This window comes from Polynucleobacter sp., from assembly GCF_018500155.2.
Classification (GTDB): Bacteria; Pseudomonadota; Gammaproteobacteria; order Burkholderiales; family Burkholderiaceae; genus Polynucleobacter.
The window spans coordinates 41,420-66,611 of sequence record NZ_JAHBAK020000026.1; the positions used below are offsets into that span (position 1 = coordinate 41,420).

18 protein-coding genes are annotated in these 25,192 nt (G+C 45.5%); 11 read left to right on the plus strand and 7 right to left on the minus strand.

Annotated features, from left to right (window positions below; all coding sequences use genetic code 11):
- Positions 1–55: 55 nt before the first annotated feature.
- From dnaK to hrcA, 4 genes are all read right to left on the minus strand, one after another.
- On the minus strand, positions 56–1,987 hold the full coding sequence (dnaK, locus tag KIH43_RS03340) for a molecular chaperone DnaK (RefSeq protein ID WP_297717681.1): 1,932 nt from the start codon (positions 1,985–1,987) through the stop codon (positions 56–58).
- A 198-nt stretch (positions 1,988–2,185) separates the two neighbouring features.
- Positions 2,186–2,743 carry a nucleotide exchange factor GrpE gene (gene grpE / locus KIH43_RS03345; protein WP_297717685.1) on the minus strand — a complete coding sequence of 186 codons (558 nt, stop codon included), beginning with the start codon at positions 2,741–2,743 and terminating at the stop codon, positions 2,186–2,188.
- Between the two features lie 83 nt (positions 2,744–2,826).
- On the minus strand, positions 2,827–3,918 hold the full coding sequence (gene hemH / locus KIH43_RS03350; RefSeq protein ID WP_297717688.1) for a ferrochelatase: 1,092 nt from the start codon (positions 3,916–3,918) through the stop codon (positions 2,827–2,829).
- A gap of 20 nt (positions 3,919–3,938) precedes the next feature.
- Entirely contained in the window at positions 3,939–4,949 is a 1,011-nt protein-coding gene (gene hrcA, locus KIH43_RS03355) for a heat-inducible transcriptional repressor HrcA (RefSeq protein WP_296968436.1), read from the minus strand.
- A 37-nt stretch (positions 4,950–4,986) separates the two neighbouring features.
- On the opposite strand from hrcA, the gene KIH43_RS03360 reads away from it, so the two are divergent.
- Together KIH43_RS03360 and recN are read left to right on the plus strand one after the other, a co-directional pair.
- Entirely contained in the window at positions 4,987–5,892 is a 906-nt protein-coding gene (locus tag KIH43_RS03360; RefSeq protein ID WP_297717692.1) for an NAD kinase, read from the plus strand.
- Positions 5,893–5,918: 26 nt separating this feature from the next.
- On the plus strand, positions 5,919–7,586 hold the full coding sequence (recN, locus tag KIH43_RS03365; protein ID WP_297717695.1) for a DNA repair protein RecN: 1,668 nt from the start codon (positions 5,919–5,921) through the stop codon (positions 7,584–7,586).
- 20 nt (positions 7,587–7,606) lie between these two features.
- Here recN and glnE read toward each other — a convergent pair whose 3' ends face one another.
- The gene (gene glnE / locus KIH43_RS03370) at positions 7,607–10,417 is read right to left on the minus strand and encodes a bifunctional [glutamate--ammonia ligase]-adenylyl-L-tyrosine phosphorylase/[glutamate--ammonia-ligase] adenylyltransferase (RefSeq protein WP_297717698.1); all 2,811 of its coding nucleotides are present in this window, start codon (positions 10,415–10,417) and stop codon (positions 7,607–7,609) included.
- Between the two features lie 78 nt (positions 10,418–10,495).
- Between glnE and KIH43_RS03375 the strand changes: the two genes are divergently transcribed.
- From KIH43_RS03375 to KIH43_RS03390, 4 genes are read left to right on the plus strand one after another with little or no spacing between them, the layout of a single operon-like run.
- Positions 10,496–14,617: a YhdP family protein gene (locus tag KIH43_RS03375; protein WP_297717701.1), complete on the plus strand. Its 4,122-nt coding sequence runs from the start codon at positions 10,496–10,498 to the stop codon at positions 14,615–14,617.
- Between the two features lie 6 nt (positions 14,618–14,623).
- Positions 14,624–15,448: a carbon-nitrogen hydrolase family protein gene (locus KIH43_RS03380; RefSeq protein ID WP_297717704.1), complete on the plus strand. Its 825-nt coding sequence runs from the start codon at positions 14,624–14,626 to the stop codon at positions 15,446–15,448.
- A gap of 18 nt (positions 15,449–15,466) precedes the next feature.
- On the plus strand, positions 15,467–16,957 hold the full coding sequence (gene tldD / locus KIH43_RS03385; RefSeq protein WP_297717706.1) for a metalloprotease TldD: 1,491 nt from the start codon (positions 15,467–15,469) through the stop codon (positions 16,955–16,957).
- A 30-nt stretch (positions 16,958–16,987) separates the two neighbouring features.
- Positions 16,988–18,112, plus strand: coding sequence for a 3-deoxy-7-phosphoheptulonate synthase (locus tag KIH43_RS03390; protein ID WP_296968449.1), 1,125 nt, complete (start codon positions 16,988–16,990; stop codon positions 18,110–18,112).
- 33 nt (positions 18,113–18,145) lie between these two features.
- Here the strand turns inward: KIH43_RS03390 and KIH43_RS03395 are convergent, their stop codons facing one another.
- On the minus strand, positions 18,146–18,715 hold the full coding sequence (locus KIH43_RS03395; protein ID WP_296968451.1) for a cob(I)yrinic acid a,c-diamide adenosyltransferase: 570 nt from the start codon (positions 18,713–18,715) through the stop codon (positions 18,146–18,148).
- A 27-nt stretch (positions 18,716–18,742) separates the two neighbouring features.
- On the opposite strand from KIH43_RS03395, the gene KIH43_RS03400 reads away from it, so the two are divergent.
- The 5 genes from KIH43_RS03400 to proC are packed head-to-tail and all read left to right on the plus strand — an operon-like array spanning position 18,743 to position 24,285.
- A complete protein-coding gene (locus KIH43_RS03400) occupies positions 18,743–20,248 on the plus strand; it encodes an FAD-linked oxidase C-terminal domain-containing protein (RefSeq protein WP_297717747.1) in 1,506 nt (501 codons plus the stop codon).
- On the plus strand, positions 20,248–21,393 hold the full coding sequence (gene glcE / locus KIH43_RS03405; RefSeq protein WP_297717710.1) for a glycolate oxidase subunit GlcE: 1,146 nt from the start codon (positions 20,248–20,250) through the stop codon (positions 21,391–21,393). The genes KIH43_RS03400 and glcE overlap by 1 nt, the downstream gene beginning before the upstream one ends.
- Before the next feature lie 26 nt (positions 21,394–21,419).
- Entirely contained in the window at positions 21,420–22,697 is a 1,278-nt protein-coding gene (gene glcF, locus KIH43_RS03410) for a glycolate oxidase subunit GlcF (RefSeq protein ID WP_297717713.1), read from the plus strand.
- The gene (locus tag KIH43_RS03415; RefSeq protein WP_297717715.1) at positions 22,694–23,419 is read left to right on the plus strand and encodes a YggS family pyridoxal phosphate-dependent enzyme; all 726 of its coding nucleotides are present in this window, start codon (positions 22,694–22,696) and stop codon (positions 23,417–23,419) included. Before glcF ends, KIH43_RS03415 begins: the two co-directional genes overlap by 4 nt.
- Complete coding sequence (gene proC / locus KIH43_RS03420) at positions 23,416–24,285, plus strand: pyrroline-5-carboxylate reductase (protein ID WP_297717718.1); 870 nt, start codon at positions 23,416–23,418, stop codon at positions 24,283–24,285. Before KIH43_RS03415 ends, proC begins: the two co-directional genes overlap by 4 nt.
- Before the next feature lie 36 nt (positions 24,286–24,321).
- Here proC and ubiA read toward each other — a convergent pair whose 3' ends face one another.
- The gene (ubiA, locus tag KIH43_RS03425; protein WP_297717721.1) at positions 24,322–25,188 is read right to left on the minus strand and encodes a 4-hydroxybenzoate octaprenyltransferase; all 867 of its coding nucleotides are present in this window, start codon (positions 25,186–25,188) and stop codon (positions 24,322–24,324) included.
- Positions 25,189–25,192: the final 4 nt, after the last annotated feature.

The following is a 25,192-nucleotide window of genomic DNA, read 5'->3' on the forward strand; positions in this document are numbered from 1 at the left end:
CCGACTTGTTATTGCAGTACTACAAAACTACATTCATCACACTAGATTGACTCGATTACTTCTTGTCATCTACCTCTTTAAAGTCAGCATCAACTACGTCAGCATCCGGGGCGGCTTTTTGCTCACCGCCAGGGGCGGCGCCTGCAGTACCAGCCGCTTTTGCCTGTTCAGCTGCCATGACTTTTTCACCCAACTTCTGGCTAGCCTTACCCAATGCTTCGGTCTTGGCTTCAATCGCAGCTTTATCACTGCCCTTGATTGCTTCGTCTAACTCCTTGAGAGCAGCTTCAATGGCTTCTTTCTCGGAGGCTTCTAAGCTAGCACCATGCTCTTCCAAGGCTTTCTTGGTTGAGTGAGCCAATGCATCTGCCGTATTACGTGCAGTCACGAGCTCTAATGCTTTTTTATCCTCAGCCGCATTTGCTTCAGCATCTTTCACCATGCGTTGGATCTCTTCTTCGGTCAAACCAGAATTCGCCTTGATGGTGATCTTGTTTTCTTTGCCAGTGTTCTTGTCTTTTGCTGTGACGTGCAAAATACCATTGGCATCGATATCAAAAGTCACTTCAATTTGTGGCAATCCACGTGGCGCAGGTGCAATCCCTTCGAGATTAAATTCACCAAGCAATTTATTAGCAGCAGCCATCTCACGCTCACCCTGATAGCACTTGATAGTTACTGCAGGCTGATTGTCTTCAGCTGTCGAATACACTTGTGAATGCTTGGTTGGAATGGTGGTGTTCTTTGGAATCATCTTGGTCATAACGCCACCAAGAGTCTCGATACCCAATGACAATGGGGTAACGTCCAAGAGCAATACATCCTTACGATCACCCGACAATACAGATCCCTGAATTGCCGCACCTACAGCAACCGCTTCGTCTGGATTGACGTCCTTACGTGGCTCTTTGCCAAAGATCTCTTTAACCTTTTCCTGAACTGCAGGCATACGAGTTTGGCCACCGACCAAAATCACGTCATCAATATCTGCAACATTCACACCTGCGTCTTTAATTGCAGTAAGGCAAGGACCAGCAGTACGGTTAATCAATTCCTCAACCAAAGATTCCAATTTGGCGCGAGTCAACTTTAAGTTCAAATGCTTAGGACCACTTGCATCAGCTGTCACATAAGGCAAATTGATTTCAGTTTGTTGAGCCGAGGACAATTCAATCTTAGCCTTCTCAGCAGCATCTTTTAAGCGTTGCAATGCCAAAACATCTTTACTTAAATCAACGCCTTGCTCTTTCTTGAACTCAGCAATGATCCAATCAATAATGCGCTGGTCAAAGTCTTCACCACCCAAGAATGTATCGCCATTGGTTGAGAGTACTTCAAATTGCTTCTCACCATCCACGTTGGCGATTTCAATAATGGACACGTCAAATGTACCGCCACCTAAGTCATAAACAGCGATCTTACGATCAGCTTTGTCTTGCTTGTCTAAACCAAAAGCCAAAGCAGCTGCAGTTGGTTCATTGATGATGCGCTTGACATCCAAACCAGCGATGCGGCCAGCATCTTTAGTGGCTTGACGTTGACTGTCGTTGAAGTAAGCGGGCACAGTAATCACTGCTTCAGTCACCTCTTCACCGAGATAGTCTTCGGCAGTCTTTTTCATCTTACGCAGAATTTCAGCGGACACTTGTGGAGGTGCCATTTTTTTATCGCGCGCCTCTACCCATGCATCACCGTTATCTGCTTTGATAATGGCATAAGGCATCAAAGTGATGTCTTTTTGTACTTCTGGATCTTCAAATTTACGACCCATCAAACGCTTCACTGCGTAGATGGTATTTTTAGGATTGGTGACTGACTGACGTTTAGCAGGCGCGCCAACCAATACCTCGCCATCCTCAACGTAAGCGATGATGGATGGAGTTGTGCGAGCACCTTCAGCATTCTCGATGACTTTAGGCGCATTGTTTTCTACGACGGAAACACAAGAGTTAGTGGTTCCTAAGTCGATACCGATAATCTTTCCCATAATGGCTCCAAAAAATTAAGTTATTTGTTGTACTTCTAGGTTTTGTAGGTTGTCAGAGGCAATTCAGATGAACTGCCATGAAATTTCCAATACTCACTAAATGGGGTCTAAAGGAGCAAATTCAAGAGGGTAAATAGCAAAAAAGGCAGAAATCTGCCTTTTTTATGCCGTTTTGGGGGTTAATCCCCTTTTTTTAGCTTATTTTGGGGCGCTAACCGTCACCAATGCTGGTCTTAGCACGCGATCGGCCACGGTATAACCGCGCTGGAGCACCGAAACCACAGTATTAGGCTCTTGGTCTGAGGGCACTGAGGCAATTGCCTGATGGTGGTGGGGATCAAATTTTTCCCCCACTGCAGGATTAATTTCCGTCATACGCCCTTTTTCAAAAGCAGACAACAACTGCTTCAGCGTAATCTCCAGACCCTCTTTGACTGCCTTTGCATCTGCTGCATCAGCGTTTAAGGCTGCATACAAACTGTCTGTCACAGGCACTAAGTGCTCAGCAAAACTCTCGATCGCAAATTTATGGGCTTTGGCAACATCCTCTACCGCACGACGGCGAATATTTTCGCCTTCTGCTTTGGCACGCAAGAAATTGTCCTGCAAATCAGTAATTTTTTGATTGAGCTCAGCGATTTGTTCGTCAGCAGATTTTTCGGCGGGAGCTTGGCTCCCACCTTCAGCCGGATTCTCTGTTGCAGCTGCTACAGTATTTTCTTGTTCTGGCGCTGGGTTTTGATTTTCTTGATTCATAAATGCTGATTCACTTTTCTGTAATTAGATCGTTTGCTTTGCTATATGAGGTCAGTTTAGCGAATTTCAAGGTCGTTAAGAAATTAACGCTGAGCAAGTTCTGCTCTTTGATTGCGCTTGGCAAGCTCCTCAGAGGACTCGGTGCCCAATGACCAGCCCAATAAATGCTGATAGGCAATATCACTTAAAGCCTTAATCCAATGGGGGTTGCTATTCAAACAAGGAATATAGCGATAGTCCTTCCCACCATGTTCTAGAAAGGTTTCACGCGCCTCCATTGCAATTTCCTCTAATGTCTCTAGACAGTCCGCCGGAAATCCGGGACAAAAAATATCCAGACGCTGACAACCTTCTTTTGCTAGCTTTTCAATCGTTGCGGCAGTGTAAGGCTTTAACCATTCCGCTTTACCAAAGCGCGATTGGAACGTCACGATGTATTGACCCGGCTCCAAACCAAGAGACTCTCCAAGCAACCGTCCAGTCTTTAAGCATTCACAGTGGTAAGGGTCGCCTTTCATTAAATTGCGCTTGGGCAAACCATGAAAAGAAAACATCAATTTGTCGCCCCTAGAAAAATCAGGACGACCATCTTTGTCCCAACTACTCAAGACCTGATCTCGTAATGCTGCGATATAGGCTGGATTGTCATGATAGTGTTTCACCAAACGTAACTCTGGTTGGTCACGCCAAGTACTCAACACACGAAATACCTCATCAAAACTGGAGGCAGTGGTCGTAGCAGAGTATTGGGGATAGAGAGGTAATAGCAATAAGCGCTCCATGCCTTCGGCCTTGAGCCCCTCCAAGACTTCTTGGGTAGATGGCTGGCCATATCGCATTGCTAAATCTACCAACACTGTGTGACCCTCATTAGCAAAAATGTCATTCAGCTCTTTTGCTTGCAAGCGTGAGTAATGCATCAAAGGTGAGCCTAATTGGGGCAACCAAATAGATGCATATTTTTTGGCTGATGCACCACTACGAATAGGCAGGATGATGCCATTGAGAATGAACCACCATATGAAGCGTGGAATTTCAACTACCCGAGGATCAGATAAAAACTCTTTTAAATAAGACTTCACCGCTTTTGGTGTTGGTGCCGATGGTGTGCCTAAATTTAATAAAAGTACTGCTGTTTTAGAAGCACGTAGATGCGGATTTTGATTCAATGTCATTGCCTCTAATATTTATAAAATTATGAACTTAACGCACCCGATAACAACTTCGAAGTAATGTCGACAATGGGGATAACTCTGTCGTACGCCATCCTTGTAGGGCCAATCACCCCCAGAGTGCCGACGACTTGCCCATCTACGCTATATGGGGCGCTAATCACCGCCAGATCCTCATACGGCAAGAGATCACTCTCACCACCAATAAAAATTTGAATTCCATCGGCATGACTAGAAACATCGAGCAATTGCATGAGGACAGATTTTTGCTCAAGCAAATCAAACATCTTGCGCAACTTATCTAAATTGGAACTTAAATCTCCCACGTTCAAAAGACGACGCTCTCCGGATAACAACATGTCACCACGACTCATATCGTAATCAGCTACACCACTTTGCAAGGCGAGCGCCATTAACCCAGAAATATCTGCGCGCAAACTATCGAGGTCTGATTTGAGATGAAGGCGAACCTGATCAAAACTTTTTCCAGCAAATTGCGCATTGATATAGTTACCCGCTTCAATCAACTGACTTGGGGTGTAGTCTTGGTTCGTTGGCAAAATGCGATTTTGTACATCACCTTCAGGTGTCACCATAATCAACAAAATTTTGCCTTCGCCCAAACGAAGAAACTCGATATGCTTAAAAACTTGAGCACGTTTTGGCGTCATCACAACACCTGCAAAATGGGTGAGATTGGACAAAATTTGCGCCGCTGAATTGAGCACTCTCTGTGGAGAATCTGGCAATAAGCCTTTTTCGACTTCTCTTGCCGCAATCGCCTCCAAGGGACGGACCGTCACCATGGTGTCCACAAATAAACGATAACCCCTTGGAGTGGGAATACGACCAGCCGAGGTATGTGGGCTAGTAACCAGTCCCATATCCTCAAGATCAGCCATGACATTACGAATCGTGGCTGCAGAGAGGTCTAAACCCGAAAATCTGGATAAGGTCCGCGAGCCAATAGGCTGCCCCTCCTCGATGTATCGCTCGATGAGTGTTTTTAATAAAGCGCGGGAACGTTCATCCATGGTGGAAGGGATTTTATGCCTATGGTTTAATCGTCATATGTTAAGCCCATCCCCAAATTCTTCCAAGAAGGCATTTAGCCGGGTAGCGCTCGTGGGCAAATTCCACGCCGATGGCATCGAAGAGCACTTAAAAGACCTGGCTAAACTGGTAGAGGGTCTTGGTTGCGAGGTCTTTATCGAGTCAGAAACTGCTTCCCACCTTGGCCTGAGTGGATTTCCTACGAAAACACCGCAAGATTTTGCAAAAGCGATTGATTTAGTCGTGGTTTTGGGTGGCGATGGAACGATGTTGGGTATTGCACGTCAACTAGCAGGCAGCAATGTCCCCTTGGTAGGTATCAATATGGGACGCCTGGGGTACATGACAGACATTCCTTTCCAATTAGTCAAAGATACTTTGCCCAAGATTATTGCTGGCGAATATGAAGCGGATACGAGAACTTTGCTTGAAGGCGCCGTTCTACGTGATGACAAAGTGATTAATTGTGCTTTGGCTTTGAATGATGTGGTGGTAAACCGTTCAGGAATTTCTGGCATGGTGGAATTGGCGGTACATGTAAACAAATCCTTTATGTATAACCAAAGATCTGACGGTTTGATTATTTCTACACCAACAGGATCAACCGCCTATGCCTTATCAGCCGGCGGACCCATCCTGCATCCCCATGTTGCAGGAATTTTATTGGCCCCTATTGCGCCACATTCTTTATCGAATCGCCCTATCGTTTTGCCACAAGATAGCAAAATTGTGATTGAAGTGGTGAATGGTTTAGATGTCATTGTCAATTTTGATATGCAGTCTCAAACCAACTTGCAAAGTGGTGACAAAATTGAAGTGCGTCAATCCGATAAAACTATCACTCTTTTGCACCCGAGCAATCACAGCGACTACAAAACTTTGCGTGAAAAATTGCATTGGAATGAATACCCATCGACTTTCTGATGTCGATTTTCTTGCTACGCTAATACATGCTTCAAACCATCTGCCTTCGTGACTTTGTCATTGTTGATCAGCTTGAACTCGACTTTGCAAGTGGCTTTACCGTGCTCACCGGCGAGACTGGTGCGGGAAAATCCATCCTCCTCGATGCCCTAAGCCTTGTACTTGGAGAACGCGCTGATAGCAGCCAAATTCGAGAGGGCAGTAATCGCGCTGAGATCTCCGCACAATTTCGAATTGATCCGGAACTTCTGCCGTCTTTTAGCATCTGGTTGGATGAACAAGGCTTTCCAAGTGAAGATGGTGGGCAAAGCTTGTTACTCAAAAGAACTATTGAATCTAACGGTCGTAGTCGCGCCTTTATTAACGGCAGTATTGCTACCTTAGCGCAACTACGCGAAGCAGGTGATCAGTTGGTCGATATACATGGTCAACATGCTCACCAGCTGCTCTTAAAAAGCGGTGCTCAGCGAGATCTATTAGATCGTCATGCAGGCTTGCTGCCTTTGGCTACAGAAGTAGCGCAATCTTTTAGGACGCTGAACGACTCACGTCGCCGTCTTGCGCAAGCAGAAAATGCAGGTCAAGACATTGAGCGCGAACGAGAACGATTGGAATGGCAACTGGAAGAACTTACCGCACTCTCGCCGCTAGAAGGAGAGTGGGCCCATGTTCAAAGTGAGCATGCAAAATTGGCTAATGGAGCAAAATTAATTAGCGGCTGCCAAGAAGCACTTGAGGTTTTAAGTAATGCCGACCATTCGCTCGAATCCTCCCTATCAAAAGTGTGCGGCAGTATTGGCGCTTTGGCTGATCATGACTCAGCTTTAAGCCCTATCAGCGAATCACTAGAGAGCGCCCAGATCCAGCTAGATGAGGCCATTCATGGTCTGAATCGCTATTTACAAAAAATTGATCTCGATCCTGCAAGACTTGCACAAATAGAAGAGCGAATGCAGGCTTTGCATGGCGCAGCCAGAAAATATCGCACTGAAGCAGATGAGCTACCCAAGCTGCTTGCGGATACAACGGAGCGCCTAGAAGCATTAACAGCTTCACAAAATATAGAAGCGCTGCGTGAAAAAGTAAAACAAGAAGAAGCTACATACCTTAAGATTGCCAAACAACTTTCGCAAAAACGCAGCAAGGCTGCTAGCGACCTTAGTCAACAAGTCACCGAGGCAATGCAACACTTATCGATGGCGGGTGGTCGTCTTGAAATTGCCTTGACCCCACTCCAAGAAGGCAGCTCCCATGGTCTTGAACAGGTTGAGTTTCTGGTGGCTGGCCATGCGGGCAGCACTCCACGATCTCTCGCTAAGGTGGCCTCCGGCGGGGAGCTAGCGCGTATTAGCTTGGCTATTAGTGTCATTACTAGCAAGGCCTCGTTTACACCTACTTTAATTTTTGACGAAGTTGATGCTGGCATCGGTGGAGCTGTCGCTGAAACTGTTGGCAAGTTATTGCATCAACTCGGCCAGTCACACCAAATTCTTTGTGTAACTCACTTGCCACAAGTTGCAGCACAAGGAAATCATCACTTCAAAGTTAGTAAAGCACAGTCTGCTGAGAAAACGATTTCACAAGTTCAGACTCTAGGCAGAATAGAGCGAGTTGAAGAGATAGCCAGAATGCTAGGTGGCGCAACGATTACAGATACGACGCGCCGACATGCTCGCGAACTACTTGAGCAATAGCAGCATTCTTTCAGCAACCTTTATTGGCCGGAATGATCAGGACTGACTTTAAAAATTGTTTGCCAAAGCCCTAATACATGGGCCCTTGCCGTAACAAGCTCAGCATCATCCGCTAAATTAATCCGTGTTTTTTCTGCGCCATCGAGTCGCAAGCGATGTTGACGGGCGCGCATGAATCGATAGGCATTACCAACTTGCTGCGCAGCTTCTGGAGAGATTAAGCCCGCTTCTCCCGCAATTCTGAGAAGCGCAATATTGCCCAAGTTCTCAATCAATTGAGAATATTCATGGGCATAAGCCAATACAAGAAATTGGACGATAAATTCAATATCAACCATTCCTCCTGAGTCATGCTTTAAATCAAAGGCATCACTAGCATTGGGGTGTCCTTCATGGACCTTGCGTCGCATATCTAATATTTCCGTGCGCAAGTGTTCGATTTCGCGCTTTTGCCTCAACACTTCAGAGCGAACAGCATCAAATGTCTGACCAACGATAGGATTGCCTGCTGCAAAACGAGCCCGAGTTAAGGCCTGGTGCTCCCACACCCAAGCGGCGTTATCGCCCTCACGCATCTGATATTTTTTAAAAGCCTCTGTATTGGTTACCAAAAAACCTGCTGATCCATTTGGTCTAAGACGGGTATCAATTTCAAAGAGGCTGCCTGCAGGGGTATAAGCAGTTAACCAATTGATCATGCGCTTAGCTAAAAGCGCATACACCTCTTGCGCAGTGAAATCATTTTCTTGGGCTTGATACAAAAACACTAAATCCAAATCGGAGGCGTATCCAAGTTCCTTACCACCTAACTTGCCATAGGCAATCACCGCGAAAGCTGGAGCATCTGTAGTCAAACCAAATTTATTTGCCACCACAGGCCAAACTCGCTCAATCGTGGCTTGCAAGATTAAATCGGCTAAAGCAGATAAATGATCACTCACTTTTTCAACCGATAAAGCGCGTTCGACCCCAATGCCCAGATCTGCCAAAAGCGTGATGAAGGTCTCGGTGTGATGAGTAATGCGCAAGATATCCATTGCTTGCTCAGAGCCATCACCATCAGCCATGACATCATCTAAACGCATATTTAAATTTGCTTTAACCTCGGCCCAATAAGCTTCAGGCTGCTCAATCAGCATTTGCTCAGTACGCGAGTTAAGAAGATAGTCCAGCAGATGAGGATGCGCTGTGAGATATTGAGCACCCCATTGAGAGGCCCTCAGCAAAGCCAATACATTTACCAGTGCCTTGGGGTACTCAGACAATATGGAAAGATAAGCACTGCGCCTAGCAACAGACTCGAGCAAATCAAAAAAGCGTAATAGGGTTTGATCAGGATTGAGAGCGGCATGATCATCAGTCTCCAACAGTTGTGCAGCGGTCCGCATTAAGCCATCAAAAATCAGACGGCTTTTTTCAGGAAGCACTTTTGCCTTAGAGCTTTCAATCCAAGCATGCCAGCGAAGAGATGCTTGTGGAAATACGGTGGGGTCTGGCTCCCAATGTCCATCGAGTGGCGCTAAATCCAAACGTGCCCCATCGTCCAATAAAAAAGCCTTTTCAAATAAACGCATCACATGATCTTGATGTCGTTCCAATTCCAACATAAAACTCTCTGTATTTGAAAAACCCATACTGGCGGCCAGTCGTGAGCGAGCCTCTTCATCGTCAGGCAGATAATGAGTTTGCTGATCCTCCCACACTTGAATCCGATGCTCGAGACGACGCAGAAATATATAGGCAGCAGTCAATGCCTCCACTTCTGCGTTCGGCAAAATTCCTCTTTGGGAAATTAAATCCAATACCTGCAATGTTGGCCTTACTCTAAAGCGAGGATCGGTACCACCACGCATTAACTGAAACATTTGCGCTAGAAACTCAATTTCACGAATACCGCCACGCCCAAGCTTAATATCACGCGAACGACCCTGATGATGAGCAGAACGTTTTTCCGCCTCGCGCTGAATTTGGGCATGTAATTCTCGAATTGATGCAATGACACCATAATCTAAGTGCCGTCGATATACGAAGGGCCGAATCAGTTGATCCAATGCTTTTTCACAATGCTCATAATTCTCTGAGCCAGGCAAGGGGGCAATCAATCGCCCTTTAATCCAGGCATAGCGCTCCCACTCGCGCCCCTGAACCAAGAGATACTCCTCCAGCATATCGAGACTGCATACCAGAGGGCCAGAATCCCCATTCGGACGCAGACGCATATCTACACGAAATACAAACCCATTCTCATCATGCTCCGACAACAGCTTAATGAGACGTTTTCCCATGCGGGTAAACCATTCATGGTTTGAGAGACTCTTGGGCCCACCGCGGGTATCGCCTTCATGTTCGTAAAGAAAAATTAAATCTATATCTGATGAGAGGTTTAACTCAAAACCTCCCAACTTACCCATACCCACTACCATCAGCGGCATTTCCGAATTGGCTACTTCGCTCCATGGGACACCAAAACGGGGCTGCAAGTCATTGCGTATAAATGTGATGCTCTGAGCAACTGCTAGCTGAGCAAAATCGCTAAGGCTGTGGGTAACCTCATCAAGTTGAGCTAAACCATTGAGATCACGAAATGCGATCCATAGCATGAGTTGTTGACGAGCCAGACGCAAATGGCACATGAATTGCGCCTCATCCCATACCGTATTGGCGTCATCACTCTTATATGAATCTAGTAATGCCTGAATTTGGCGCAAATCTATTTTTTTGGAGCCATGCTCACACAACCATTGACGCCATAGAGGCTGAGCGTGCAACCAACGTCGCGCATAGTTGGAGTGCTGCTCTAAAAACTCAATTTGCCGTGAAAACGTATCCATCCCCCCATCTTAATACCGACCAAATATCAGACCCCGGAAGTTTGGTAATTGACCAAAGCCTGACGGATAATAGAGGCCATGCCGCAAAACACCACCCCAGTTAACCACAAGAGCGCGTTCAAAAAACGTCCTCCTGGTTTTGGTGCCGATTGGCGTAAACGCCTCCTCATATTGATGGCAGTTATTGGCGTATTTTTCATCGCTGGTCATTTTGGCGTTCGTTTTATTCTTTGGCCCCAGATTGAAAAATCTAAAGCATCTGTTGAAAAACTGATTGGCGCTCGGGCTGGCGTCAATGTAGCAATAAACGATCTCAAAGTTTCTTGGACCGGCATTAGACCTGCATTTGAAATTGATGGCTTACGCTTCCTGTCACCCAACAACACTCAAGACGTTCTCAGCATTAAAAAAATCTACGGTGAAATCAGTTGGAAATCTTTTTATCACCTAGCACCCTATTTCCATGAAATATATATTGAGGATGCGCAGATTCAAGCGCAAAGAAGCGCAAAAGGAATCATCACAATTGCCGGCATTACCCTAGACGGCGGTAGCAATGATTACACTGCCGAGAACTGGCTTTTTTCGCAAGATTTAATCGATATCAAGAACGTCAATATTGTTTGGGATGATGAGCAAAGTAAAAAATTACCAAGCAATATTGAAGTGCAAAAACTTTCCCTTGAGAATGGTATCCGCAAGCATCGTGGCGCACTCATTGCAGTTACTCCATGGAACAAAGGTCCTTTAGAGGTCAATGTAGATTTTGTGCATCACATTGGCGGACAGCCGGGCAACTGGCGCGACTGGATTGGCAACCTATCTTGGAACTTGACCGCGCTTGACCTCAACCAAATCGCTAGAGAATTCAAATTAAAACTCTATAGCCTAGAAGGAATTCTGAGCTCTAATGGCAATTTAAAAATTGATAATGCCAAACCTGATGGCGGTGAATTTTTTGTTGCTGTTGATAGGCTAGTCGTACAACTATCCAAAAGCGAAGATGCAATCGCATTGGGTAGACTGGAAACCAATTTGTTGCAAGAAACTGAAGATGGATTAATTACCATCTCCACCAAATCTTTCTCTTGGCGAGACATGGATAGCCCGAAATCTGCGCCCCTCGAGAAATTAAGCCCCATGACATTCCGTTGGCGCCCACCAGGTCCCGATGGTGAGATTAAAGAATTTGGTTTTTCTTCGCCAAAAATTTTAGTTGAGGATGTTGCTTTATTTGCACTGAACTTACCACTTTCTAAAAAGGTTCATCAGTGGATTAAGACTTCTAAAGCAGAAGGTGAACTAGAGGATCTTGATATTCACTGGTCCGAAAGCAAGTCGCCTCTATCCGCACTCAATATTCCAGGCGGCTGGTTCAAATCCAACAAATTAGACTTTAGCGTGAGCGCCAAACTCATTAATTTGAGCTTTGTAGGCATCAATAAATCAATTCCATCAGTTTCTAATTTATCTGGCTTTATTTCTAGCACCCATAAAGAAGGTAGCTTCTCCCTGAAATCAAATAATTTGGGTCTTGAGGTGTATGACCTACTAGAAGATCCCAAAATTCAATTAGATAAAGCTTCTGGTCAGATCAAATGGGCAAAGCAAAAGGGGCGCTGGGTAATTGATGCCAAAAAAGTAGCGCTGAGCAATCCTGAGATCACCACCAATTTGAATCTTAATTACATCGTCGGCAACCCCAAGGAAGCAGACACAATGTCTTTGGACATGGAGTTTGAGAAAGCCAATCTGAAGACTGCATATCGTTACTTACCCTTAGGAATGAGCAAAGAAGTTCGCACCTATCTAAGCAAAGCATTTGAAGCCGGCACTATTCAAAATGGGCGTCTACATATTAAAGGCGACCCTAATGAAGTGCCATTCGCCGATGCACAAAAAGGGGAATTCAATTTAGATCTTCCGATTACTGGCGCCGCGTTTAGTCCAGTTCCAGGGCTACCAAAAGCACAAGGGACTTGGTCTACCTTTAATAATGTCAACGGCAAAGTTGCAATGAATCATGCAAACTTCACTGTTGATATAGACAAAGCGACGTATAAACAAGTTGCTTTGGATGCATTTCACGCAGAAATACCGAATGTCAGCGCTAAGCAACTCATACTCACCGTTAATGGACACGCAAATGGAGAGGCGAGTCAATTCCTAGAATACTTCTATGCCTCTCCCGCAGGAAAAGCGCAAGATCAACTTGAGCAACATCTGCGCGTTACGGGGCCGCTGGAAATGAACTTGGGCCTAAAGATTCCTTTAACCGATTCAAGCGATACCAATGTCGATGTGAAATTATCATTGCCAGGCAATCGAGCAGAATGGTCTGGTATACCTCCTTTTGAAAATCTCAAAGGCAATATTCGCATTACAGAAAATAACCCCGAATTTGAAGATATCACTGCCAACTTCTTAGGGGGTGCAATCAAGATTACCTCCACAGATCAAGGGAAAAATAAGCAAAACTTTAGTATCGCTGGCGATATCAAAACTCAATTTCTTAAAGAGTATTTTGCCAAGTCCGCTCACGCAGAGATTCGCCCCTTACTCAATGCAATGAATGGTTCGATTGCTTATGAGGGTGCGGTTAACTTTAATAAACTTGGCAGCAATACGAATCTGCGTTTCGATCTCAAAAACTGGTCGCTCAATGCGCCCGCTCCTGCATCTAAATTGGCTGGATCACCACTCACGGCTGAAGTCAATATTAAAACTTACGCAAAAGATAAATCCAACCCTAATCGTGCAAGCTGGTCAGGAAAAATGGGAGATCTTTACTCATTGCAAGGCGTAATCGGTCGCGATGATGTCATCAGCCATAGCGTTGGTATTGGTGCTCCCCCCAATATGCCAAAACAGGGCTTTAATCTGAATTTGGCGAGCAATGAACTTAACTTAGACGCATGGCAAGATTTTCTTAATGTGAAGGGATCGGCCCAAACCACAGTAGATGAATCTCATCCCAACCCTATTCAACTTACAGCGCAAATCAAAAAACTGATTGCTTTTGATCGTGCCTGGCCAGATGTGAATGCCCTCGCCAATTACAAAAAAAATATTATGGATCTGCGTCTTTCTTCCCCAATGATTGCCGGGCAATTGCAGTATCAGGCTACTCATGCGAGCTATAGCAATGGTCTTATCAGCGGACATCTAACCAAGCTAAAGCTTCCAGAAGTAACTTCGGATACCACTACAGCAGCGATCCCAAAAAATAATTCGCTCACCGCAAAATCACTCAACCCCGAAATGATTCCGAGTTTGGATATCACTATTGATGATTTTTTATGGTCCAAAGCAAATTTTGGACAGGTCAAAATCAAAACCAGTACTGAGGACAATGTTCTAAAAATTGACTCTATTCAGACAAGCAATCCACAGGGCGCCACCACCCTCAAGGGTCAATGGCGTGGTGGTGACAAAAATAATGAGGATCGCAGCAGCCTTACTATCGCTATGGATATTAAAGATGCGGGTCTCATCATTACCAATTGGACCGCACAAAATGTAGTTGAAGGCGGGTCAGGAAAAATCAATGCTGATGTGGAATGGAGTGGTCCGCCCTTTAATCCAAAATTAGAGACGCTTTCCGGAACAGCAAGCCTAAATCTTGAAAATGGACGTTTTCTTAACGTGAACTCTAGTGGGGCGAAAATTCTCGACATCCTTAGCCTCCAAAGTTTATTGAAGTTTGCCACCTTGGACCTTCAAGGAAGTCTTGGGAATATTGTGACTAAAGGCACACCTTTTAATACGATTACAAGTAATTTTGATATCAATCAAGGCATTGCCCAGACCAAACAATTCAACATGAATTTGGATCAAGCGCGAGTTGCGATGACCGGCCAAATCAATGTCTTTAAACAAACCCAAGATTTACGCATTACGATTTTTCCAACCATTGATGCCACTGCTGGATCTCTTGCTGCTTTTGCAATTAACCCGATTGTGGGTCTCAGTGCACTCATTGGACAGTATCTCGTCACTAGTCAAATTAATCGCGGTATGCAATCAGACTATTTGGTACAGGGATCTTGGGATAATCCAGAAGTGATTCCCTTGGACCAAAAAGGCCAACCTCTTGATGATAAAACCCTAAATACTATTCGTAGTAAAGAATTGCTTAAAGAACAAGATAAACCGAGTCTTCAAAACACTCCAAACATCCCATCTAAATCGACTAATTAAATACTAATGAATGCACCCGCAACGTTGAATATTGCTTCGGTTCAAATGGTATCCACGCCTGATGTCAATACCAATCTCATGACAGCGGGCAGACTCATTCATGCTGCCTCACAGGCGGGAGCACAACTAGTGGTGTTGCCAGAATATTTTTGCCTAATGGGCTTAAAAGATACTGACAAAGTGAGGATACGGGAGCAGTTTGGGGTTGGGCCAATTCAAGATCAACTATCAGCATTTGCCAAAGAGAATCAAATTTACTTAGTCGCCGGCACCATTCCACTTAAAGCAACTGACCCCAATAAAGTACTGAACACACTGCTTGTCTATAGTCCTTCCGGTCAAGTCATTGGAAGATACGACAAAATTCACTTATTTGGTTTTCAAACAAAAACGGAGCGTTATCAAGAGTCAGAAACTATTGAGGCGGGTGATGCGCCTGGGATTCTCAAAATCAATCATCTTCAAGAGAGCTGGAGTTTTGGCCTCAGTATTTGTTATGACTTACGCTTTCCAGAACTTTATCGGGCAATGGGCTCTATAGATTGCCACATCATTCCCGCTGCCTTTACTCACACTACCGGAAAAGCCCATTGGGAGATTCTCCTAAGAGCCAGAGCAATAGAAAATCAATGCTATGTACTGGCCTCTGCACAAGGAGGGACCCATCCAAACCAACGACGCACATGGGGGCATAGCATGCTCATAGACCCTTGGGGATCGGTGCTGAACGATCTACCAGAAGGTGAGGGTTTTATTACAGGCACTCTCAGCAAAGAAAAGATAAACGAGGTACGCTCTCAATTACCAGCCCTCGCACATCGAAAGCTTTAAAGAAATCAATTACGTTCTATGAATGCACCTGAAGCACTGTTTCCAGCCAATTGGACGAAAGCCAAAAAACAGGCAGACCTCATCAAATTAGCAAAGTCTATTCTTCTTGAGCCCACTGGTTTATCTGAGAAGGATCTTCACCATACTTTCGGCAACATGTTTGCTCATCGCCTGGATGATGCTGACCTCTATTTTCAGCACACACGCAGCGAAAGTTGGAGTCTTGAGGAAGGCATTGTTAAATCAGGCAGCTTCAACATCGATCAAGGCGTAGGTGTCCGTGCAATTTATGGCGATAAAACAGCTTTTGCCTATTCTGATGAAATCAATCTGGAGGCATTAAGCAAAGCAGCTAAAGCCACTCGCGTCATTGGCCCACAAGGCGGCAAACAAGCGGTTGCAAGTAAATTATTTCATCCCCTATCGAACAAACTCTATTCAGACCTTAACCCTCTTGAATCCTTGCAACCCAAAGAGAAGATTGCATTGCTAGAGGGTATTGAGCGCCGTGCGAAAGCCCGCGATCCTCGCGTGATCCAAGTGATGGCCAGTCTTGCTGGTGAGTTTGATGTAGTTTTAGTTGCCAGAGCAGATGGCCTTCTGGCAGCAGATATCCGTCCGCTTGTACGAGTTTCCGTACATGTCATCGCAGAACAAAATGGACGTCGCGAGTCAGGATCATCTGGTGGTGGCGCAAGGCATGACTATCTATTTTTTGATACCGATCTGATTCATCGTTATGTGGATGAAGCTGTCGATGGCGCTCTAGTCAACTTAGAGTCTCGCCCAGCACCAGCGGGCCCAATGACGGTTGTCATGGGACCAGGATGGCCCGGAGTACTTCTTCATGAAGCAGTAGGCCATGGTCTTGAAGGCGACTTTAATCGCAAGGGCTCCTCCGCATTTGCTGGACGAATTGGTCAACGCGTTGCTGCAAAAGGTGTCACGGTCGTCGACGATGGGACCCTGTCTGGACGTAGAGGATCTTTAAATATCGATGATGAAGGCACGCCAACTCAATGCACCACCTTAATTGAAGATGGCATCTTAAAAGGGTATATACAAGATAGTCTTAATGCCAGACTCATGAAAATGCCCTTAACAGGCAATGGACGTCGTGAGAGTTTTGCCTCTCTGCCAATGCCCAGAATGACCAATACCTATATGCTAGCTGGCAAAGATAATCCCCAAGAAATTGTGGCGAGCATTAAACGCGGCCTCTATGCTGTGAATTTTGGAGGTGGACAAGTAGATATCACTAGTGGCAAATTTGTTTTTTCTGCTTCTGAGGCTTATTGGGTAGAAAACGGCAAGATTCAATATCCAGTCAAAGGTGCCACCATTATTGGCAGCGGTCCCGAGTCCTTAAAACAAGTCTCCATGATTGGCAATGACCTCAAATTAGATGGCGGAGTTGGGGTTTGTGGCAAAGAAGGTCAGAGCGTACCAGTAGGGGTTGGTCAGCCTACTCTAAGAATAGACAGCCTCACAGTAGGCGGCACAGCCTAACCAAGACAAATTACGGCTTAAAATAGCCGTATGAGCCAACAAAATACGAATCCCGCTAATTGGTATTCCGCCGTTGATAAAACTTCGGATACTGACGATCAACGCATTGACAACATTTCTGTTCTGCCACCACCAGAACATCTCATTCGCTTCTTTCCAATTTCTGGAACACCTACAGAAGCATTGATTAGCAAAACGCGTAAAAAAATACGCGACATTATTCACGGCAAAGATGATCGTTTGCTAGTAATTATTGGGCCCTGCTCCATTCATGATCCAAGAGCAGCCCTGGAATATTGCCAACGACTCCTAGGAGAGCGTGAGCGCTTTGCTGGCGAATTAGAGATCGTGATGCGCGTCTATTTTGAAAAACCACGAACTACTGTTGGTTGGAAGGGCCTCATTAACGATCCCTATCTCGATGAATCCTACCGTATTGAAGAAGGATTACGTCTTGCTCGCCAAGTATTAATGGAAATCAATCGCCTAGGGATGCCTGCCGGTAGTGAATTCCTCGATGTGATTTCTCCGCAATATATTGCTGATCTCATTTCTTGGGGTGCTATTGGCGCTCGCACAACCGAGAGTCAAGTGCATCGCGAACTTGCCTCAGGCTTATCAGCACCAATTGGCTTTAAAAATGGTACTGATGGCAATATCAAAATTGCAACCGATGCCATTCTGGCAGCAGGCCGTCCTCACCACTTTCTATCCGTCCATAAAAATGGTCAGGTATCGGTGGTAGAGACCAAAGGCAATAAGGATTGTCACGTGATTTTGCGCGGTGGCAAAGAGCCTAATTACGAAGCACAATATGTTAAGGCTGCTTGCGCTGAGCTTGAAGCTGGAAAGCTGCGTGGCAGCTTAATGGTAGATTTATCACACGCCAACTCCAGCAAGAAACATGAGCGCCAAATTCTGGTTGCCGATGATGTTGCTAAGCAAATTGAATCTGGATCGCAACAAATTTTTGGAGTCATGATTGAAAGCCACTTAAACGATGGCGCTCAAAAATTCACTCCTGGTAAGGATGATCCAAGCAAATTGGAATATGGCAAGAGCATTACTGATGCCTGTATTAACTGGGATGACTCAGTACAAGTACTTGAGCGCCTTGCATCTGCAGTGAAAAAACGCAGAAGTAAGAAAAAATAATACGTAAGCTAGGCAACACTGAAAGAGACTAATTTATTTAGTCTCTTTTTTTTCATGCTTCCAAAGCACATCAGAGCCCCCTGCGGCTTTATTCAAAATGCGCGCAATGACAAACAAGAGATCTGATAGACGATTGACGTACTGACGAGGAGAGTCATACAAAGGCTCTTCCCAGCCCAAACGGACAATAGAACGCTCCGCCCTTCTGCAAACTGTGCGACAAACATGGGCCTGTGCTGCAGCACGAGTACCACCTGGCAAAATAAACTCAGTTAATGGCGGCAACTGTTGGTTATATTTTTCCAACCACACATCTAATTGCGCTACATGCTCAGGATTCAATAGTTTGTAATTGGGGATACAAAGCTCGCCCCCCAAATCAAATAAATCGTGTTGAATCTGTAAAAAAACGGTTTTTAACTCCTGGGCAATGCTTTCTGGGATCTCTTCGGTCATCAAAACGCCGATTTCTGAGTTCAGTTCATCAACATCACCCATGGCACAAATACGCAAATGATCCTTTTCAACCCGACTTCCGTCTCCAAGGCCTGTCATACCGGCATCACCCGTTCTAGTGGCGATTTTTGATAGTCGATTTCCCATGAGCTTAATTATAGGTAAATGGCTAAAATGAATGTCATGAATATGGTGACTCCACCCCCCGATTTAGCCGCTATCAGCGCACTTCAATCAAAACTGGTTTCGGCCCTACGCCCGATACTCCCAGAATATGCCCTGCTTTGGGAGCCAGAAGATACGATTCCCTATGAATGCGACGGTTTAGCAGCCTACAGACGAATGCCCTTGGCTGTTGCTCTCCCAGAAACAGAGGAGCAGGTCGCCAAAATTCTGAAAATTTGCTACGAAATGCAAATTCCAGTAGTACCTCGTGGCTCAGGGACAGGTCTATCGGGTGGCGCAATGCCAATCTCCCAAGGCCTGGTTTTATCGCTAGCTAAACTAAAAAAAATTATTAGCATCGACCCATTCACACGCACTGCGGTGGTTCAGCCCGGAGTTCGTAACCTGGCAATATCAGAAGCGGTTGCTCATCTAGGCTTGTATTACGCTCCGGATCCTTCTTCGCAAATTGCCTGCTCAATTGGTGGCAACGTCAATGAAAACTCTGGGGGAGTTCACTGTCTTAAATATGGTCTGACATTACACAATGTTTTGCGAGTTCGCGGTGTATTGATGAATGGTGAAGTTGTGGAATTCGGTAGCTTGGCCCCAGATTCGCCTGGGTTAGATTTATTAGCCATCGTGATGGGTAGCGAAGGTATGTTGGCAGTTGTAACCGAAGTCACTGTGAAACTAGTTGCAAAGCCCAAATTAGCACGCGTGATTATGGCGAGCTTTGATGATATTGAAAAAGGTGGTAACGCAGTAGCGGCCATTATTGCTGCTGGCATTATTCCTGCAGGCTTGGAAATGATGGATAAGGCAACTACGCGTGCTGTTGAAGAATTTGTGCATGCTGGCTATGACTTAGATGCTGCTGCCATTTTGCTCTGTGAATCCGATGGCACTCCAGAGGAAGTTGCTGAAGAAATTGAGCGCATGACAAAAGTACTGGAGCGTGCAGGTGCCAGTGGTATTCAAATATCTCAAAATGAAACTGAGCGCTTAAAGTTTTGGAGTGGTAGAAAAAACGCATTCCCTGCTGCCGGTCGGATAGCGGCAGATTATTACTGCATGGATGGCACCATTCCCCGTAGACACATTGCTACTCTCCTAAGGCGCATTCAAGGCATGGAAGAAAAATATGGTTTGGGATGCCTCAATGTATTTCATGCCGGCGATGGCAATATGCATCCCCTGATTCTATTTAACGGTGCTGATGAAGATGAATGGCATCGTGCTGAAGCTTTTGGCACAGAAATTTTAGAGGCTTGTGTCGAGCTTGGCGGCACCATCACTGGCGAGCACGGCGTTGGCATCGAAAAAATCAATTCCATGTGCGTGCAATTTGGCGAAGGTGAAAGAGAATCTTTCTGGGGAGTGAAAGCCGCTTTTGATCCTGAAAAACTACTCAATCCTGATAAAGCTATTCCGACTTTGAATCGTTGCGCAGAATATGGTCGTATGCGAATTAGTGGTGGCATTCTTCCTCACCCTGAATTGGAGCGCTTCTAATGACTGCGACCAATCACACTATAGAGAACTTTCGCGAGCAGATTCTTGGCGCAGCTAAAAGTAATACCACTCTTTCAATCGAGGGTGGCGGCACCAAATCTTGGTATGGAAATGATCATTCTTTCAAAAAACTAAACACTCAGTCCTATTCAGGGATTTTGGAATACCAACCCGAAGAGCTTGTGATTACGGCTTGTGCTGGCACTCCATTGCAAGAAATTGAAGCAGCACTAGCAGAAAAAAATCAGGTGCTCGCTTTTGAACCACCCCACTTTGGTGAGCGCGCAACTTTTGGTGGTGCTATTGCAGCTGGTCTTGCTGGTCCCGGACGAATTAGCGCAGGCAATTTACGAAACTTTGTATTAGGCGCCCGAATACTTGACGGCAAAGGCCAAGATCTCTCATTTGGCGGCAAGGTAATGAAAAACGTAGCTGGGTACGATGTATCGCGTTTATTACCAGGCTCAATGGGAACGTTAGCGCTCTTATTGGAAGCATCGGTCAAAGTGTTACCCAAACCTGCAGCGACTGCATCACTGCGTTGTCAGATTACTCAAGAAAATGCATTGCAGATTCTTAATGAGTGGGCAGGTCAGCCTTTGCCTCTCTCTGCGAGTTGCTGGATTGGTAAAGGCAGTGGACATCATGGGGAACTGACTATTCGACTTGCTGGAGCTGTAGCTGCCGTCAAAGCTGCTATTCCACTGATGAGCGCGCGCGTCAATGCAGTAGAAATTTCCGCACAAGATGCAGAAATATTTTGGCATGCTCTACGCGAGCAAAAGCTTTCTACGTTTGCTAATTTAGGGAAAGATCAAACACTCTATCGTTTAGCGCTACCTGCTGCTTGTGGAGCCCTTCACATACCTAATACTGATGATGAATGGGTATTGGAATGGCATGGGCAACAACGGTGGTTCAAGGGCAATAGTGATGATGCCACTTTCTCTGCTATTAAAAACCTTGCCACTCGTCATGGCGGTCATGCCACTCGCTTTAAATTGGGCGCCGATGTTGATCCCACTCTTGAGCGCTTTACATTGCTCAGTGAGCAAGCCCATTCCAAAGCACTTGAAGCAGTTCAAGCCCGTTTGAGATCTGCATTTGATCCTGCTGGCGTATTTGCCACAAAACGTCTTCCTTAGACATCTATAGCCCTCAACTGTTTCCTATGCAAACTCAACTCGCCCCTCAATTTGCCAATACACTAGAAGGTTTGGAAGCAGCCCGCATATTAGGGAAATGTGTGCACTGCGGATTTTGCACTGCCACTTGCCCTACCTATCAACTGCTTGGCGACGAACTAGACGGTCCACGAGGCAGAATTTATTTAATTAAACAAATTGCAGAAGGCCAAACTCCTACTGAAAAAACACGTTTACATTTAGATCGCTGCCTTACCTGCCGCAATTGCGAAAGCACTTGCCCCAGTGGCGTGCAATATGGCAACTTAGTAGATATTGGGCGCAAGTGGGCTGAAGAAAACACCCCTGCACGCCCGCTTGGACAGCGGCTTACCCGATGGGCTCTTAAGGAAGGTCTCACTAAACCTGCATTGTTTAACTCTGCAATGGCATTAGGTCGACTAGTGCGACCTTTCATGCCTCAAAGTATTCAGCGCAAAATACCGTTGGTAAAAAATCGCGCATTACATTCTGCTGTAGATCCTTATGCAAGACCCACCGCCATGCATAAACGCAAAATGTTGATCTTGGAAGGCTGCGTACAACCCGGCATGCTCCCTAATATCAATTCAGCTACCGCTCGTGTACTAGATGCACTCAAGATTCAAGTGATTAGTGCGCCTAATGCCACCTGTTGTGGCGCATTACGTTATCACCTCAACGATCAAGCTGGCGGGCTGGAGAATGCCAAGCAAAATATTGATGCATGGTGGCCACTGATAGAGCAAGGGGTTGACGCGATAGTGATGACTGCCTCAGGTTGTGGCGTCATGGTGAAAGACTATGGCCATCTTTTGGCAAATGATCCAGCTTACGCTACCAAAGCAAAACACATTGCTTCGCTCACCAAAGATATTTCAGAGATCTTGCCAGCATTACAAGAAGAACTCATTGCATTAATTGGCCAAGATCCGAAGCCAGGAGTGGTATACCACCCTCCATGCACATTGCAGCATGGACAACAGATTCGTGGAAAGGTGGAGAGTCTTCTAACTAACCTTGGAATTGGCGTACGCCTCTGTCAAGACAGCCATCTTTGCTGTGGCTCAGCAGGTACATACTCTGTTACCCAACCGGAGTTATCCGAACAACTGCGGAAAAATAAACTTGCTCACCTCAACGCCGCTTGCGAAGAGTCGGGCGCTAAAGTGATTGTGTCAGGCAACATTGGTTGCATAACCCATCTTCAACAAGAGGACGCTCCAGTGCTGCATTGGATCGAAATCATCGATCAGTTAATGAGCAAATCTGCTAAGAATTCATGAATCCAATTGTTGTTAACCTGATTCAGGTACGAAACCGAATTGAGTTGGCTGCTTTAGCAGCTCAGCGCGAACCAGAAGATATTGAACTATTAGCTGTCAGCAAAACATTCCCAGCCTCAGCCATTGAGGAAGCAATGCATGCCGGTCAATCTGCTTTTGGCGAAAACTATGTCCAAGAAGGCGTTGAGAAAATTATTCAGTTAGAAAAGTTACGTCCATGGTTAACCTGGCACTTTATTGGACCACTTCAAAGCAATAAAACCAGAGAAGTTGCTGAGCACTTTGATTGGGTTCATAGCATTGATCGCTTAAAAATTGCTGAGCGCCTATCTACTCAACGTGCAGAATTTCCTGAATTGCCTGAATTACAACTCTGCGTTCAAGTAAACGTCAGTGATGAAGAGAGCAAAAGTGGTGTACCCCTCTCCGAAGCTAGGGCCCTCTGCGATGCCGTCAGCAAATTACCTAACGTCGTTCTACGTGGTTTGATGGCAATTCCGGCTCCAAGCATGGATCCTCAAGTGCAGCGCAATGCCTTTGCTGCAGTTCGAGACTGTTTTCATGTCATACAAAAAAGCCGGGCGCTTGACCCAAGTTATCTATTCTTTGACACTCTTTCGATGGGGATGTCCGATGATCTTGAGGCTGCTATTGCCGAAGGAAGCACTATGGTGCGGGTCGGCACCGCAATCTTTGGGAAGCGCGATAAGATTACTAAATGAACCAACAACACACCATGCCTAATCAAAACAACGTCCACATTACCTTTATCGGGGGTGGAAATATGGGTCGCGCCTTAATTAGTGGACTGCTAGATAACGGTTTCGAACCCAATCAAATTTCAGTTGTGGAAGCCAATGCGACAACAGCTCTTAAGCTCTATGAAGATTTTGGTGTACAAGGAATTGGGGCTTTAGAACAAATTGCCTTTAACTTTTCTAAAAATAATGTGGTAGTCATGGCCATCAAGCCACAAGACTTTAATGTCGTTGCAAAAGGTCTAGCTTCAAAGTTAAAACATGCAACTGCACCTGGCCCATTGATCCTCAGCATTGCCGCAGGGATTCGACTCAAAGATATGAGTCGCTGGTTAGATCACACACGCTGTGTCCGTGCTATGCCCAATACACCAGCGCTGATTGGTAAAGGCATCACTGGCTTATTTGCCGATGCTGCAGTTGATCAATCCGATCGCGCTCTAGCTGAAACCATCTGTAATGCTGTTGGTCAGTCTGTGTGGGTGGCTGAAGAAAAATTAATGGATGCGGTGACTGCAGTCTCTGGCAGTGGGCCTGCCTATGTATTTGCGTTTATAGAAGCCATGCAATCAGCTGGTGAAAAGCTTGGCTTAGATGCTCAAACAGCACGCACATTGGCGTATGCAACACTGGAAGGTGCGACTCAACTGGCCCACAACTCAGAAGAACATGCTGGCATCTTACGTGAGCGCGTTACATCCAAAGGCGGCACCACTGCTGCTGCTTTAGATGTGATGAAACAGCATGGCTGGCATGAGATTTTGGAAAAAGCCATCGATGCCGCTAGTCAGCGCGGCAAAGTCATGGGCGATGAGTTAGGAAAAAGCTAGCGCAACAAAGTGCGTTACTCATTTTGACCCTAATCATTAGCTAAGAATAGCAAGCCCCAAAACAATTCCTAAGAATAAAAATCCCCCTAGCCAATTGTTGTGGCGAAAAGCTAAAAAACATTCTTCTCGCTGCCGCGTGGAAACCAGCTTGAGGTGGTAAAAGGCGCAGCCTAATGCCATAAACCATCCCACTAGAAAATAATTACTTAACTCGGCAAGTTGCGCTACCCACAACTGACTAATAAACAAAATGGCATAGCTTATGCCAATTGCCAGCACATCATATTGACCAAAGGTGATAGCAGAGGTTCTTAAACCCAAACGCAGATCATCATCTCGATCTACCATGGCATAGGCTGTGTCATAAGCAATCGCCCAAAAAATATTGCCGACAAAGAGTATCCAGGCTTCCAAAGGAATAAAGTTCAGAATTGCTGCATATGCCATTGGAATCCCAAAACCAAAAGCGATCCCTAGAACAGCTTGAGGCATAGCAAAGAAGCGCTTAGTAAATGGATAAATAAATGCTACTAATAAGGCAAGTACAGAAAGTTGCTTGGTAAATGCATTGAGTGGTTGAATCAGCAGAAATGCGAGGAGAGCCAAACTCAGCGCTACGCCAACCGCTTCTTTTCCAGAAATTTTTCCACTAGTAACAGGTCGCCCCTTAGTTCTTTGCACATGTCGATCAAAATCACGATCAGCATAATCATTCATGGCGCAACCTGCGCTACGCATTAAAAACGTGCCCACTACAAAGATAAGCAATATTTGAGGATCTGGAATACCGCTACTTGCCAACCAAAGAGCCCATAAAGTTGGCCACAATAGCAATAGAGTGCCTATAGGTTTATCTAAACGAATGAGATAGGCGTAGGCTTTAAGTCGTTCAACTAAGGACATAGTC

Excerpts from the sequence above, each read along its gene's own strand:
- dnaK (WP_297717681.1), bottom strand. The coding sequence starts at position 1,987 with ATGGGAAAGATTATCGGTATCGACTTAGGAACCACTAACTCTTGTGTT.
- grpE (WP_297717685.1), bottom strand. The coding sequence starts at position 2,743 with ATGAATCAAGAAAATCAAAACCCAGCGCCAGAACAAGAAAATACTGTA.
- hemH (WP_297717688.1), bottom strand. The coding sequence starts at position 3,918 with ATGACATTGAATCAAAATCCGCATCTACGTGCTTCTAAAACAGCAGTA.
- hrcA (WP_296968436.1), bottom strand. The coding sequence starts at position 4,949 with ATGGATGAACGTTCCCGCGCTTTATTAAAAACACTCATCGAGCGATAC.
- KIH43_RS03360 (WP_297717692.1), top strand. The coding sequence starts at position 4,987 with ATGTTAAGCCCATCCCCAAATTCTTCCAAGAAGGCATTTAGCCGGGTA.
- recN (WP_297717695.1), top strand. The coding sequence starts at position 5,919 with ATGCTTCAAACCATCTGCCTTCGTGACTTTGTCATTGTTGATCAGCTT.
- glnE (WP_297717698.1), bottom strand. The coding sequence starts at position 10,417 with ATGGATACGTTTTCACGGCAAATTGAGTTTTTAGAGCAGCACTCCAAC.
- KIH43_RS03375 (WP_297717701.1), top strand. The coding sequence starts at position 10,496 with ATGCCGCAAAACACCACCCCAGTTAACCACAAGAGCGCGTTCAAAAAA.
- KIH43_RS03380 (WP_297717704.1), top strand. The coding sequence starts at position 14,624 with ATGAATGCACCCGCAACGTTGAATATTGCTTCGGTTCAAATGGTATCC.
- tldD (WP_297717706.1), top strand. The coding sequence starts at position 15,467 with ATGAATGCACCTGAAGCACTGTTTCCAGCCAATTGGACGAAAGCCAAA.
- KIH43_RS03390 (WP_296968449.1), top strand. The coding sequence starts at position 16,988 with ATGAGCCAACAAAATACGAATCCCGCTAATTGGTATTCCGCCGTTGAT.
- KIH43_RS03395 (WP_296968451.1), bottom strand. The coding sequence starts at position 18,715 with ATGGGAAATCGACTATCAAAAATCGCCACTAGAACGGGTGATGCCGGT.
- KIH43_RS03400 (WP_297717747.1), top strand. The coding sequence starts at position 18,743 with ATGAATGTCATGAATATGGTGACTCCACCCCCCGATTTAGCCGCTATC.
- glcE (WP_297717710.1), top strand. The coding sequence starts at position 20,248 with ATGACTGCGACCAATCACACTATAGAGAACTTTCGCGAGCAGATTCTT.
- glcF (WP_297717713.1), top strand. The coding sequence starts at position 21,420 with ATGCAAACTCAACTCGCCCCTCAATTTGCCAATACACTAGAAGGTTTG.
- KIH43_RS03415 (WP_297717715.1), top strand. The coding sequence starts at position 22,694 with ATGAATCCAATTGTTGTTAACCTGATTCAGGTACGAAACCGAATTGAG.
- proC (WP_297717718.1), top strand. The coding sequence starts at position 23,416 with ATGAACCAACAACACACCATGCCTAATCAAAACAACGTCCACATTACC.
- ubiA (WP_297717721.1), bottom strand. The coding sequence starts at position 25,188 with ATGTCCTTAGTTGAACGACTTAAAGCCTACGCCTATCTCATTCGTTTA.